This window comes from Flagellimonas abyssi (assembly GCF_019457905.1).
Classification (GTDB): Bacteria; Bacteroidota; Bacteroidia; order Flavobacteriales; family Flavobacteriaceae; genus Flagellimonas; species Flagellimonas abyssi.
The window spans coordinates 200,054-214,063 of sequence record NZ_JAHZSV010000003.1 but is presented as its reverse complement, the minus strand read 5'-3'; the positions used below and the strand labels follow the sequence as shown (position 1 = coordinate 214,063).

Here is a 14,010-nt window from a genome sequence, read left to right as displayed (position 1 = left end):
TCTGTCTTTAGTACAAATAAAAGATTATTGGCAATGATTACTAACAATCCTTTTTTACAACAAAACAGTAGTTCAATTCTTTGTTGGTTATCCAAACAACTTTCTATTTGACCATTTGTAATCTTTATAGCCTAAATTAATTACAAATATTTTAAAATAGATTACATTTTTCCATGGCAATCCAAGACTATAGATTTACCTAAACCATCATTGCTTGAATTTCAGGAAGCTTAATTTAGAGAGGTCTTCTACACCCTTAAGTTTACTGGTTTACAATTTTTAACAGCCTTCGAAAAGCATATGTGGTAGGTCTTCTCCCCGCCCCTTTCTGAGCAATTGCAATAATTCCGTTATCCACCAAAGTGCTCAATAACCTGGCAACACTCGACCTTGGGATGTTTGAATTTTTTTCAAAATTTCGGGATGAAAAAATTGGTTGTATAAATAAGGAATCCAAACATTGTATTGCAAATTGTGAATGTGTACTATCAACTATTTCACGCTTTACAGTTTCATATAAATTGATGATTTCCCTTGTTTTTTTTATATTCTTTTCTGCTTGGACAACAATTGCATTTAAAAAAAATCGAATCCAATTAGTCCAATGACCGCTATCGGTTATTTCTTTTAGGGCATCATAATAATCGGAACGGTGGCTTTCCAAATAGTCACTTAAATAGAATACAGGCTCTTGAATTATCTCTTTATGGTACAAGAACAATGGTATCAATATCCTTCCCATCCTTCCATTTCCGTCCAGAAACGGGTGTATAATTTCAAATTGGGCATGAACAATTGCCAATTGGACTAGTACGTCCTTATCCTCAATGTGAATGTATTTTTCCCAATTATCCAAAGCCTCTAGCATCACAGGAACGGAAGGAGGCACAAAACGGGCATTTTCAATTGTAGAGCCGGGCGATCCGATAAAGTTCTGTATTCTACGAAAATTCCCTGGGTCTTTACTGTCTCCACGCACTCCCCACATCAGGACAGCGTGCATTTTCTTAATGGTATTAAGTGTCAATGGGCGTTCCTTCATACTATCGCGCCCTTGTTTCAAAGCAATTCGATAATTGAGAACCTCAAAAATATCTCCTTTAATATAATCATCTGCGTGCTCATCTGCCTCATACTCCAAAACTTCTTCCAAAGTGGCCTGTGTCCCTTCAATTTTTGAGGACAACACTGCTTCTTGCGTACGAAGGGGAGACAGAAGTACATCAGGATTTATAACAGATTGCAGCAAACCATCATAGCGGGCAATATATCGATTGGCTTTGCCCATTAAATCGATGAGTTGGTCCCAGTCAATGTTTTTTAAGGGTAGTGATTTTGGTTGATATGGATTCATTTTTGTGTCTTATGTATGGGCTACAAATCATTTTGTGTCTCAAATGTACAAAAATATGAGCCACAAACTTTTTTATATATAACTTATGAGACACAAAATCTGTAGTCATTGGTTGATGCTTTTGATGTCGTTGTTTCTAAGACAGACTATGGGAACACAGTTTTGTTAAACTTAGAGTTGTATATTTATTCTCACAAAACTAACCATTTCTATCAACCAAATGATTTCCAGTTTTAGCTTCCTTCAAGACCGGTACAACAACTTATTTGCCATAAGTGAGCTTATTGAAAAGTTAATCTACTTAGACCCTAGCTCGTCATTAGCCAAATCCAGGCTGTTTGCTGAAAAGCTAAGTCAACTTGTTTGGGAGTTTGAAGAAATGGGAGACTTTTTGGGTTCTCAAAATGATAGGATTTATCAACTTTCAGGCTCCAATATAGTTCCAGACATTATTATCAATATCCTGCATACGGTCAGAAAGTCGGGAAATAAGGCAAGCCATGATGGTACAGGGTCATTTCAAGAAGCGCATTTCATATTAAAAAAATGCTTTCAGCTCGCCAAATGGTTTTATGAAACCTACGAACAGGATTATCTTGGCGGTTTAAATTACATCCTTCCAGGAAAAGAAAACACGGTTCCCGATGAACTGACAGAAAAACTTGAAAAACTTTCCCAAGAACTAACCGATTATAAAAGTAAAATTGCAGAACTCAACAAAAGTAAGCAAGAGGTTACTGCCCGTAAACAACGAAGCTACGTTCGTGCCAAAAATCTAGATTTAAGTGAAGAAGATACCCGGCTTACTTTAATTGACCCGAAACTTGTTGAAGCCGGTTGGGAATGTGACACCCTAAATTTAAATTTTAGAACCAATAAAACCCTGCCACAAAAAGGCAGAAATATGGCAATTGCCGAATGGCCTTGCGATGGTAAATGGGCAGATTATGCCCTTTTTGTTGGAACAACGCTTTATGGTATCGTTGAGGCCAAAAAATATGCCAGTGATATCTCCACCGATTTAAGACAATCTGATATATATGCAAAACGTGTTGTTGAAAACGATGATTTTGAAATACTCGGTGCCTGGAATGGCTATAAAGTTCCTTTTTTATTCTCAACAAACGGACGTGATTTTCTAGAACAGATCAAGACCAAAAGTGGAATTTGGTTTCTCGATGTTCGCAAGGAATGGAACCATGCCTACCCCCTTAGAGGATGGTTTTCACCTAAAGGACTGGTTGAAATGTTTGAAAGTGATGTAGAAGCGGAAAATCGAAAACTGGAGCTGAGTGATTATGATTACTTACAAGACCCGAATGGGTTGAGCCTACGTGATTATCAAATAGAGGCAATAAAAAGTGTGGAGAAAAATATTCGAAACAACTACGATGAAAACCGCTCTTTATTGGTAATGGCAACTGGAACAGGGAAGACCAGAACAGTAATTGGCCTTTCTTATCGATTAATCAAGGCCAATCGCTTCAAGCGCATTTTGTTCTTGACCGACCGCAAGCTCTTGGCAAAACAGGCTTTTGGTAATTATCAGGACAACAAAGTGGAAGGCATCAACACATTTTCTGAGGTATACCAAATCGATTATGTGAAAACCATCATTCCCGATTCTGAAACTCGTCTCCATTTCGCAACAGTCCAGAGCATGGTCAAAAGATTATTCTATGGGGAAAATGAAGGACTATCGATTGATACCTATGACTGCATAATTATAGATGAAGCACATCGTGGATACAATCTGGATAAAGAGCTGGATGAAGATGAACTGGAATTCAAAAACCAGGATGATTATGTAAGTCAATACAAAAGGGTAATCGAGTATTTCAATGCTTATATCATCGGACTAACAGCTACCCCGGCTCTTCATACTTCGGAAATTTTCGGCAAACCTGTGTTTTCATATTCTTATCGTCAGGCCGTAATTGATGGTTTTCTGTCTGATCATGAACCTCCATACCGAATCAAAACTAGATTGAGCGAAGAAGGGATTCTCTGGAAAAAGGGCGAACGTCCCAAGGTGTTCAATCCCGAAACCAATAAAATTGAAGAACTTGCAGAACTCGAGGATGACCTATTGGTGGAAATCGAACAGTTCAACAAATTGGTGATTACTCCGGAATTCAATAGAGTGGTCATTAAGGAATTGGTAAAACACCTAGACCCGGATAGCGAGGAGAAAACATTGATTTTTGCTGTTCGAGATTCTCATGCCGATATGATTGTGGAAATGTTGTTCGAAGAATTTGAACACATTGGGCTCGATGTCCCGCAGCATGCCATTCAAAAAATAACCGGGGCCGCTTATGACCCTGAACAACTTACCAAAGAATATAAAAACGAGAAATTTCCCAACATTGCAGTTACAGTGGATTTATTGACCACAGGAATAGATGTCCCACAGATTTGTAACTTGGTGTTTATGCGCCGTGTAGGTTCCCGAATTTTGTACGAACAAATGATTGGTCGCGCCACCCGTTTGTGTCCTGAAATCGGTAAAGAGGACTTTAGAATATTTGATGCCGTTCGCGTACATGAAGCCTTGCAGGATTACACCCAAATGAAACCCGTGTCCAATCCATCCACCAGTTTTTCACAATTGGTAAACGAACTGGATGCCATTGACTTCGAAGAACGCGTGAAAATACAAGGAGAGCAAATTATAGCCAAACTCCAACGCAAGAGGCGAAAAATTGAGGAAAACAATCTGGAAGAATTCATTTATATGGCCGGCGGTAAGGATCCTCAAGAAGTGATTAAGGCCATTCAAGGGGCAAAATCGCATGAAATCGCATCCATCATCAAGGAATTTAAAGGGCTTTGGAATTATTTGGATAAAAAGGTATATCGTCCAAAGCATCAATTGGTTTCTGAGCACCGGGACGAGTATTTAAGTACGGAGCGTGATTACGGCAATACCAAAAAACCCGAAGATTATATTGATAACTTTAAAAAGTTCCTGGAAGAAAATCAAAACAAGATTGCGGCCTTAAAAGTCATCGTTACCAAACCCAGTAGTTTGGACCGTAAATCGCTAAAGGAATTGCGGCTGATGTTGGACCAAGAAGGTTTTAATGCCAAAACCTTGAACACCGCTTGGCATGATGCGAAAAACCAGGATATTGCAGCGGATATTATCGCCTACATCCGAACCCTGACATTGAATGTGGACTTGATAGGCCATGAGGATCGGGTGAACACAGCTTTTGAGAAGGTATTTGCCATGAAGGACTGGAACAAAATCCAGCAAAAATGGTTAACTCGGTTTCAAAAACAACTCTTGGCCGAAACCATTTTGAAAAAGGAGGACTTGGATCAGGAACCATTTAAAAGTGAAGGTGGTTATGCAAGGATCAATAAACAATTTGAAAACCAATTGGACGATGTGTTGGAAACCATCAATGAAAATATGTATGTTGCCTAAACGATTAAGAATATATGAGTGCAGATGAAATAGCGAATAAATTGTGGAACCTATGTAATGTGTTGCGCGATGACGGTGTTACTTATCACCAGTACCTGAATGAACTCACGTACATTTTGTTTTTAAAATTAAGTGAGGTCAAGGGTTTTGAAGAGCATATTCCTGAGCAGTATCGCTGGAGTTATTTTGTAAATGAACCGGACAATGCAGAAGCTTTTCAGCGGTACCGGAACTTTTTGGCAGAAATCAGTAATGAAACTACGAGTGCCAGCATCACCGAAATTTATGCCAATGCCTCCACCAGTTTGCGAAAGCCCGTAAACTTTAACACCTTGGTACAGGCTATTGACGATTTGGATTGGTACGAAGAAAGCGACCGGGACATGATGGGCGATATTTACGAAAGCCTGTTGGAAAAAAATGCAGGGGAAAAGAAAAGTGGAGCTGGACAGTATTTTACCCCACGTCCCTTAATCAATGTGATGGTTGAGCTCTCATCCCCAAAAATGGGTGAAAAATGGAACGACCCTGCAGCGGGCACCTTTGGGTTTATGATTGCAGCGGACGAATACTTACGAAAAAAAAGCGATAATTATTTTGACCTTGGTGAAAAAGAGCGCACTTTTCAAATAGAAAAGGCTTTTAGTGGAGTGGAATTGGTTGGTGATGCCCATAGATTAGCGCTGATGAACGCCCGATTGCACGGCATGGAAAGCAGCATTATTTTGGGCGATACCTTGACCGAAATGGGCAAGGAACTCAAAAACTTTGATGGCGTATTGGCCAACCCGCCCTTTGGTACCAAAAAAGGTGGTGAACGACCTACTAGGGACGACTTTACTTACCCAACCAGCAATAAACAACTCAACTTTTTGCAGCATATATATCGAAGCCTAAAAAAGAATGGTAAGGCTCGGGCCGCTGTGGTATTGCCTGACAATGTGTTGTTTGAGGAGGGGGACGGCCAGAAAATACGCCGAGATCTAATGGATAAATGTAACCTACATACCATTTTGCGTTTACCCACCGGTATTTTTTATGCTGCAGGGGTAAAGACCAACGTACTCTTTTTCACCCGTGGCACCACAGAAATGGGAAACACTAAAGGAATATGGTATTTTGACATGAGGACCAATGTTCCCAGCTATGGCAAGCGCACCCCCTTTACGCGCGAGGCCTTTAGCGAATTCATTGAAGCGTATACTGGTGGAATAACCCCAGAAAACTTGGCTACAGATTTTGATGGGATTATTGATTATGTGGCACGTAAAAACATAACTAATGAGCGTTGGAATTATATTGACCGAGAAACCATAGCCAAAAAGAACGATTCCTTGGACTTGGGTTTGATTGCTGATGAAAGCGTAGGCAATGGGAGACATTTGGGGGAGCCTATTGAGATTGCTAAAGAGGCTTTATCGGAATTACAAACCATCACTGAGCAATTGCAGGCGATGATAAAGCAGTTGGGATAATGGATAGTAAACAACTACCTGATAACTGGGCAATTACTAAACTTGGTGTTTTATCAAATTTAATAAGAGGAGTTTCATATAAAAAGACTGATGCAAGTCAAATCAAAACGGCCATTTTCAATATTCATATTCTTAGGGGAGGAAACATACAAGATGGTTCAATTGTAGCAGGTAAAGACGAAGTGTATGTAAACCGTGAACTAATAAAAAAAACACAGTTCATTAAAAAATCTGATGTTGTTATCGTTGGTTCTACGGGTAGTAAAAAATTGATTGGTAAAGCTGGGATTGCATTACAAGATTATAATGATACTGCATTTGGTGCTTTTTTAATGCTTGCAAGAGCAAATAAAAAAATAAACTCTAATTACTTTGCTTACTTCTTCTTGTCCAAGTTTTATAGAGATAAAATAAGAGAATTAGCCGGTGGAGTAAACATCAATAATATTCGTAAGGAATATATAAACGATATGCGATTCCCTCTCCCACCCCGCATTGAACAAGACCGTATCGTTTTCAAAGTGGATACCTTAATGGCCCAAGTGCAAGCCATGCAAAAAAGCTTGGAGCGTATTCCTCAATTGCTTAAAGATTTTAGGCAACAGGTATTGACCCAAGCGGTAACCGGGAAGTTAACAGAGGAGTGGAGAGTTGGAAAAGATTTGGAGGATTGGAGATTTTCCAAAATCGAAGATATTGCGGATTCTTTAAGTGGGTTTGCTTTTAAATCGAAAGACTTTGTTGATTCGGGGATACAGCTAATAAGAATGGGTAATTTGTATAATAACAAGCTTGATTTAACCAGGAACCCCGTCTTTCTTCCTAGAGAATTGGATATTAAGCTAAGGAACAAGTACACCTTAATTAAAGGGGATATTCTTTTATCATTGACAGGAACCAAATATAAGCGAGATTATGGGTTTGCAATAAAGGTGGATGTGGAGGAAGAGCTATTATTAAACCAAAGAATATTAGCGCTGAGGCCAAGAATAAATGTTGATTATTTTCTGTATATCCTAAAGGACAACATTTTTAGGGATCAATTTTTTTCATTTGAAACAGGTGGTGTTAATCAAGGTAATGTAGGTAGCAAGGCGGTGCAGTCTATCAAAGTTAAAATTCCACCTGCTATCGAGCAAAATGAAATCGTGAGTCGTGTTGAAGGACTTTTTAGGACATTGCGGCAAATTGAAGAGAAGTATGAAACTCTCAAGTTGAAAATAAACGGCCTCCCCCAAGCCATATTACAAAAAGCTTTTAAAGGAGAGCTGGTGGAGCAATTGCCTACTGAGGGAGATGCAAAGGAGTTGTTGAAGGAGATTGAAAAGTTGAAAAAATCTTAAAATTTGAAATGATGAAGGTTAAAAAGCTTTGGATTTCACAATACAAAAACTTAGAAGATTCCACATTTACTTTCAATTCTGATTTAACGAGTCTTTTAGTTGGTAAAAATGGATTAGGAAAATCTAACCTTATTGAAGTCCTGGCCATAATTTTTAGGGATTTGGATTTGCTGAATACAAAAAGTGATTTTGAAAACTGGCCCTACGATGAGGATAAATTTGAATATATCATTAACTATGAATGTTACGATAATGATATTGAAATAACTCTCAAAAAGGGACAGTTCCAAATAAAATCTAGAGCAAAGGAAGGGGAATCTGAATATCACATTGTATCCTTCAAAAGTTTTATTGAGGATAGAAAAGAACAGTATTTGCCTAAATATACAATAGGGTATTATTCTGGAGAAAACAAAAGAATAGGAAAAATCATTGAGCAACATGAATTAATTGAAAAAGAAAAGCTCAAAAATTTTCAAAAGAAGAAAAGTGAAGAAGAGGAATCTCTAAACCTAAGAAAGCTATTTTTCACCGAAAACCATCACAGTCAAATTCTTCTTTTGACTTTGGCACTTTATAAAGAGGATGAAGAGTTCAAGGAAAAAATTAATCAACTGTTCAATGAATATTTAGGTATAGAAGAGATTGTTAATTTTGAAATTAGGTTTAATAACCCAAACTGGGATTACTCAAAAATTGCAGGTGTCAATAAAGGAATGGACTTTCTAATTGCGAACATCTCTGATAAAGTTAATTATCCATTTTGGAATATTAAAGGTAAGGTTGATTTACTACTTACTAGGTTTTACAATCATCAAATAGAAAATAGCTCTGAACCATATTCTTATGAAAATGAAGGTGAGGATAGCAGAAAGTTTATAAAAGAATTTTTAGTTTTTGATGATATTAAAATCTCAAGTTTTATTAAAGAATTAAAAGATGTTTTTAAGCATCCAATTGATTTTTTTGATGCACTTGAAGCTTGTACAGTTATAGATATTCTAAATACAATCAGTTTTAAAGTTGTAAAAAATAACGTAGATGAACCTATAGATTTTGAACAGCTTAGTGAAGGCGAACAACAATTATTAACCGTCCTTGGGTTAATTCTGGTTACTGGAAATGATGACTGTCTTTTTCTGTTAGATGAGCCAGACACTCATCTCAACCCTGACTGGCAAAGAGACTATCCAAGATTAATAGAGCATTTCAATTTGAATGATTTTAATAGTCACATCATCATTGCAACTCATAGCCCATTAATTGTTCAATCATCGGAGAATACCGATGTATTTTTATTTAAGGAGGTTAAAGGTGAAATCATAATTGATTCCGAGAAACACCAAATTCATAATTGGAGGATAGATCAAGTATTACAAAGTGAATATTTTGGTTTTACAAATACTAGACCAGTTAAGCTTGATGACTTTATGAAAAAGAGAGACGAAATTCTATCAAAAGAAAAAGTCACTTCAGAAGACATTAAATATCTTGAAAAGTTAGATCAAGAAATTGGAAGTTTACCATCAGGAGAGACCCTAAATGATTTTGAAGCTATGCGTTTACTAAACGAAATTTTAAGAGAAAGCCAAGGTGATAAAAATTAATAGAGACAATTTTCCACCATCGGACAGATACAAAGTTGGAGCCAATAAAGGAAGTGAAAAGTGGAGAGTTGCTGAAAATAAAGTTTTATTAGATTATAAAGCGGATAGCGACCCTTTTGAGGATGGAAGCTACAAGTTCCCATCCCATCCTTCTTCTGCAAAATGGAAAGAAGAACTTATAAAAGTTCAAGGTGCTAAATGCTGTTACTGTGAAAAACCTTTAAATACTGGAGCTTTAGAACATTTTCGGCCCAAAAAAGCTTGGCAAGATTTCAAAGGAGGTAATATGAATCGACCTGGATATTATTGGTTGACCTACAGATGGAAGAATTTATTTTTATCATGCAGTGATTGCAATGAATCATCAACTAAAGGAAATTTGTTTCCTATATCTGGTACAAGAGCTTTTACCCCAAAATGTAATCTAGCACTTGAAAATAATAATCTAATTAACCCCTACGAAGAAGATCCTTCAGTTTCAATTTCTTTCTATAAAAGCCTGCCCTATTCGAAAGATACTAAGGGAAAGCTGATGATTGATATGTTAAACCTTAGATCTAGAGGAGATTTAGCTTCAATTCGTGAAGATAAATTTGTAGCCTTTCAATCACTAAAAGAAATTTTAGATTATTACTATACAGGTCATATACCCCTTAATATCTCCAAGGTGCGAAGACTAGAAGCAATAATAGCTCGCTCAAAAAAAAGCAAACAACCATTTTCAGGAATGATAATAGAAAATATAAAAAATGGTATTGTTTAAATGAAAGAAATTCAACAGCTTCTGGATATCACCCAATCACTGAAAAGACAATTTGAAGGTAGGCTAGATTTCTCTTTAGATGGTAGATTGGTGGGTGATATAGGAGAAGCTTTGGTAAGTGAAAGATTTGATATTGAACTCTATGGTAAAAATAAACATAGATATGACGGATACCACCACCTACCGGAAAAAAGGTTCAAATAAAAGCCAGTATGGCTTATTATTTCAGTTATCCCTATAATTTAGACTTGGATCATTTTATCGCAGTTCACATTGAACCAAATGGGGAACTTGAGGTTTTATACAATGGTCCAGGAAAGTATATCAACCAATTCTTAAAAGACAAAAAACGAAAGTCATATAAAGGAATTTGGACAACTATTTCAGCAAATCATTTAAGAGAGCTAAACCGTAATCTGGATAAAACAGAGAGGTTACCGGAAAGCAGTATTTAAGTTGAATGGGCCGGATAGCTGAGACCACCAAAATCACAAAATTTGAGCCACCAACTATTTGATTTTAGTCATATGAAAGTCTGTTTTTTGTGTTGGTATGGAGGGTGCTCAATTTTATCCGGCGAGTGTGGTATACTTTGTTCGGCTTTTCCACTTTAGTTTTTTTTAGAGTTTATCACCATTTTTTGGTGATAAACTCGAATTTTGACTAAGAAATTTTTATTGAATGCAAGAATTAACTTTTACAAGAGTAGAATTATATGGTTTGGTATGGGAGAAATCTTTGAATGATTTGTCTGAGCAGCTTGAGGTAACGCAACAGCAATTGAAAGATGTTTGTCAAGAATACAATATCCCATTACCCGACCGAGGTCATTGGACAAAGGTTAGGTTCAATAAAGAAATAACCAAAACACCTCTGGCTAAAGTGGAAAACAGAAATATCAAAATAAACTTGGCTACAGATTCCAAGAAATTTAAAACGGATTACCATAAAAGAGCATATGAACTGGAACAGCAAAGCAACTTAAACTTTAAAGTACCCAAGAGGATTGTGCAATATCATCCAACAATAAGGAAGAGCAAAAAATTATTGGAGCAATTAGATGAGGGCAAAGATGTCGGATTTTGGGAGTTATCTCAAGAGCATGAAATATTACCCATCCATACGGATATCAAAATGAGATCTAGGGCATTTAGATTTATGAATACACTGATTTTGGCAATAGAGGCTATGAATGGAAAAATCATCTTTGAGTATAGCCGCTGCCATATACAGATGTTTGGTCAAAAAACAGAAATAAATCTTCGCCAGAAGTACCATAGAATACGGGAGAAAGATAAGTCTGGCTGGAGTAGGGAATCATGGGAAAAAAGAGATAAGCTAGAATTTCAGGCCGGCCCTTCCTTTAATCAAAAAAATTGGATAGATAGAAAAACTATCCGTTTGGAAGAATATCTTCCGCAAATTGTAGCCTGGGTTGAAAAAGATTGCAAGTATTGGCATGACCTACGAGCACAACAAGCAGAACAAAAAAGGAGGAGAGAACAAGAACTGATAAAAGAGAAAGAAAATCTGAAGAAAATAGCAGAGGAAAAATCCAAAATGTGCCAGCTTATCTCTGATTCAGAGAACTGGTATAAGGCAAAACAAATAAGAGACTATCTGAGTGCCTACGAGAAAAAAGTAAAACTGGATAGATCTAATTTTAATAAAGAAAACCAAGTTTATCTGAATTGGGCGAACCAAAAGGCGGATTGGTTAGACCCTTTAACTGAATTTGAAGACCCAATTCTTGGAAAATCAGATTTAGAGTAATACTTCTATGGCTTTATCAACCACTGATGTATCCAGTTCTTTCAAATAGGCTTGAGTTATAGCCATATTCTGATGCCCCAATGATTCGCTGATTACATCTGTAGCAACCCCTTTTTGTTTAAGACAATTTGCAAAACTGTGCCTGGCCACATAACTTGTCACCGATTTTTCGATTTTGGCCAATTTGGCGATGGCCCTCAAGTCTATGTTATAATTTTTTAACACTTTGGTCTTGCGGTTTTCTATTTGGTTAGGGGTAAGCTTATTATGGAGCAAAATGGGAAAGACATATTTCGTGCCCAATGAATTTTTACGATAATAATCCAAAATTTTCTGAACCGGAGGCAGGATTTTAATGGTAAAGTTTCCCTTGGTTTTAGAGCGCGTATAATAAATGTTCTCTCCTTTGATGTCCCTCCATTTCAATTTCATCATATCGGCAAAGTTCATTCCTCGAGTGTAGAAGCTGAAAACAAAATAGTTCTTGCTGTTCAAAAGCTCAGGATTTTCAGAAAGGTCAACATTAATAATTTGCTTTACCTCTTCAAAGGTAAGTGCCTTTTTGGCCCCTTTTCCTTTCAATCTAGATAATTTGTATGTCCGAAAGGGGTAAAGTGATTCTTTTACGATGTTCCTTCTGATGGCTTGGTTGTAGAGAGCCCTTATGGATCGCATCCTTACACCAATACCTCCATCTGTCCCACCACGCGAACGCAGATAGGCCTCATACTTTTCTAGAAAGGCTGGTGTAATGTCCGTAAAGGAAAGGTCTTTGTCAAATTTTAAATATCTCTGGACCGATTTACTGGTATCGTTGTGAAAACGGGCATTGCCCATTCTGCCAGCCAGCTTCAATTCCTCCACTATTTCATCCCAAAAGTCAAAAACGTTTCTTCTGACCGGATTGAATGCCAGCCTAAAATTATGTTCAAATTCCCTCAAAGAGAAATTATCTTTTTCCATTTCCAACTCTGCAATCACTTTTAAAGCCCTGTCTCTAAACTTTAATAACAACCGGTTGTCCTGAATAAAATTGCTATGATTCTTATTGAAGGAGCCAGTACGTTCATCCCATTCTTTTGGAAATGCATTGTAAATGGTCTTGAAGTATTTAGATCGCCTATCTTTGGTCACACGAAGGCATACCGGATAACTTCCATCGGAAAGCTGTTTTTTTCTTAAAACCGTTCGCACATTAATCATTTTCAGCGGTGTTTTTGGGTACAACATAGGTACAACAAATGGTCATTTAAAGGTAGTATTGATGTTTCTAAATGAAAAATAAAATTTCATAAAACATTGATAATCAACACAAAAGAAACCAAATGAAAATTTATGACAACTAAAAAAAGCTGCTCATAATCAGGTGGTCCCTGGTTCGAGCCCAGGTGGGACCACTTTTACTAAGTAAAAACCCTTGTAAATCAATAGTTTGCGAGGGTTTTTTATTTTTAGGGGACGACTGAGGGGATAAAAAAAAGGAATTTTTAAACCTAAAAAAGTTATTCATCCTTATAAATTGATTTGATAGCTTCCATATTAGCTCTAACTATGAGTGTTATTAGCTTACTAATTTCAGAGTCTAATATTTTATAGCCATACACTTTTGTGACTTTATTCCCCAAATAAACCACCTCATATGTTTTATTTAAAAAATTAATTTGGACCTCACTATTAACATTTTTTTCTTTCCTTTCAAATCTTAGTTTAATTGATATAAGTAAGATACGCTGCTTGCTTGGAGAAAGTTCCCAAAAAAGTGATTCCAAGGGAAACAGTTCAAGATTTCTCTGTCTCTTTTAAAAAGGTCAGGGAAAAGTTTCAGGAACCCTGCGAAACATTGTTACAACTTCCCGAGCGAAAAAATAGCAAGAAAAAAGTTCAAGGCCTTTCACTGACTGTCAAGAACTTGTATCATGTGGAAAATAAAGTGTATGTCCAATTTGAAATAGAGAACTATTCCGGTGTCCGGTTTGATTTTGGAAAATTGGAACTGTTCAAGGTCAGCGGAAAAAAAGGGAGGAACGCCTCCCATCAGGAACAGGAACTCCTGCCGCTGTACAGGCACAAAGTCCCCAAAAAGGTCATTCATGGACAAACCATCCGATTTGTGTATGTGTTTCCTAAATTCCATCTGGACAAAGGGGAAAGAATTAAGATAAACCTTTCTGAAGGTAATACTTCGAGGATAGTCGTATTAACGTTTAAATAATGGTATAGGAGTTGTAAAGCTAGGTTTTTAAACCCTTGCCGATTTTG

11 protein-coding genes are annotated in these 14,010 nt (G+C 37.0%); 9 read left to right on the top strand and 2 right to left on the bottom strand.

Annotation, left to right across the window (positions count from 1 at the left end; translation table 11 throughout):
• Positions 1-262 precede the first annotated feature (262 nt).
• Positions 263-1,354 carry a Fic family protein gene (locus K1F36_RS03610; RefSeq protein ID WP_220112582.1) on the bottom strand — a complete coding sequence of 364 codons (1,092 nt, stop codon included), beginning with the start codon at positions 1,352-1,354 and terminating at the stop codon, positions 263-265.
• Positions 1,355-1,574: 220 nt separating this feature from the next.
• Here K1F36_RS03610 and hsdR point away from each other — a divergent pair, with 220 nt between their 5' ends.
• From hsdR to K1F36_RS03570, 8 genes are all read left to right on the top strand, one after another.
• The gene (gene hsdR, locus K1F36_RS03605) at positions 1,575-4,790 is read left to right on the top strand and encodes a type I restriction-modification system endonuclease (RefSeq protein ID WP_220112581.1); all 3,216 of its coding nucleotides are present in this window, start codon (positions 1,575-1,577) and stop codon (positions 4,788-4,790) included.
• Between the two features lie 14 nt (positions 4,791-4,804).
• Positions 4,805-6,265 (top strand): type I restriction-modification system subunit M, encoded by a 1,461-nt coding sequence (locus K1F36_RS03600; RefSeq protein ID WP_220112580.1) that lies wholly within the window; start codon positions 4,805-4,807, stop codon positions 6,263-6,265.
• Entirely contained in the window at positions 6,265-7,608 is a 1,344-nt protein-coding gene (locus K1F36_RS03595; protein WP_220112579.1) for a restriction endonuclease subunit S, read from the top strand. The genes K1F36_RS03600 and K1F36_RS03595 overlap by 1 nt, the downstream gene beginning before the upstream one ends.
• A gap of 8 nt (positions 7,609-7,616) precedes the next feature.
• Complete coding sequence (locus tag K1F36_RS03590; RefSeq protein ID WP_220112578.1) at positions 7,617-9,215, top strand: AAA family ATPase; 1,599 nt, start codon at positions 7,617-7,619, stop codon at positions 9,213-9,215.
• Positions 9,202-9,978: an HNH endonuclease family protein gene (locus K1F36_RS03585; RefSeq protein ID WP_220112577.1), complete on the top strand. Its 777-nt coding sequence runs from the start codon at positions 9,202-9,204 to the stop codon at positions 9,976-9,978. The genes K1F36_RS03590 and K1F36_RS03585 overlap by 14 nt, the downstream gene beginning before the upstream one ends.
• Entirely contained in the window at positions 9,979-10,182 is a 204-nt protein-coding gene (locus K1F36_RS03580) for a DUF6998 domain-containing protein (RefSeq protein WP_220112576.1), read from the top strand.
• Between the two features lie 8 nt (positions 10,183-10,190).
• A complete protein-coding gene (locus K1F36_RS03575) occupies positions 10,191-10,433 on the top strand; it encodes a DUF6998 domain-containing protein (protein ID WP_220112575.1) in 243 nt (80 codons plus the stop codon).
• 226 nt (positions 10,434-10,659) lie between these two features.
• On the top strand, positions 10,660-11,751 hold the full coding sequence (locus K1F36_RS03570) for a hypothetical protein (RefSeq protein WP_220112574.1): 1,092 nt from the start codon (positions 10,660-10,662) through the stop codon (positions 11,749-11,751).
• Here K1F36_RS03570 and K1F36_RS03565 read toward each other — a convergent pair.
• On the bottom strand, positions 11,743-12,954 hold the full coding sequence (locus tag K1F36_RS03565; protein WP_220112573.1) for a site-specific integrase: 1,212 nt from the start codon (positions 12,952-12,954) through the stop codon (positions 11,743-11,745). The genes K1F36_RS03570 and K1F36_RS03565 overlap by 9 nt on opposite strands.
• Positions 12,955-13,489: 535 nt before the next feature.
• On the opposite strand from K1F36_RS03565, the gene K1F36_RS03560 reads away from it, so the two are divergent.
• Complete coding sequence (locus K1F36_RS03560; RefSeq protein ID WP_220112572.1) at positions 13,490-13,963, top strand: DUF4138 domain-containing protein; 474 nt, start codon at positions 13,490-13,492, stop codon at positions 13,961-13,963.
• Positions 13,964-14,010: the final 47 nt, after the last annotated feature.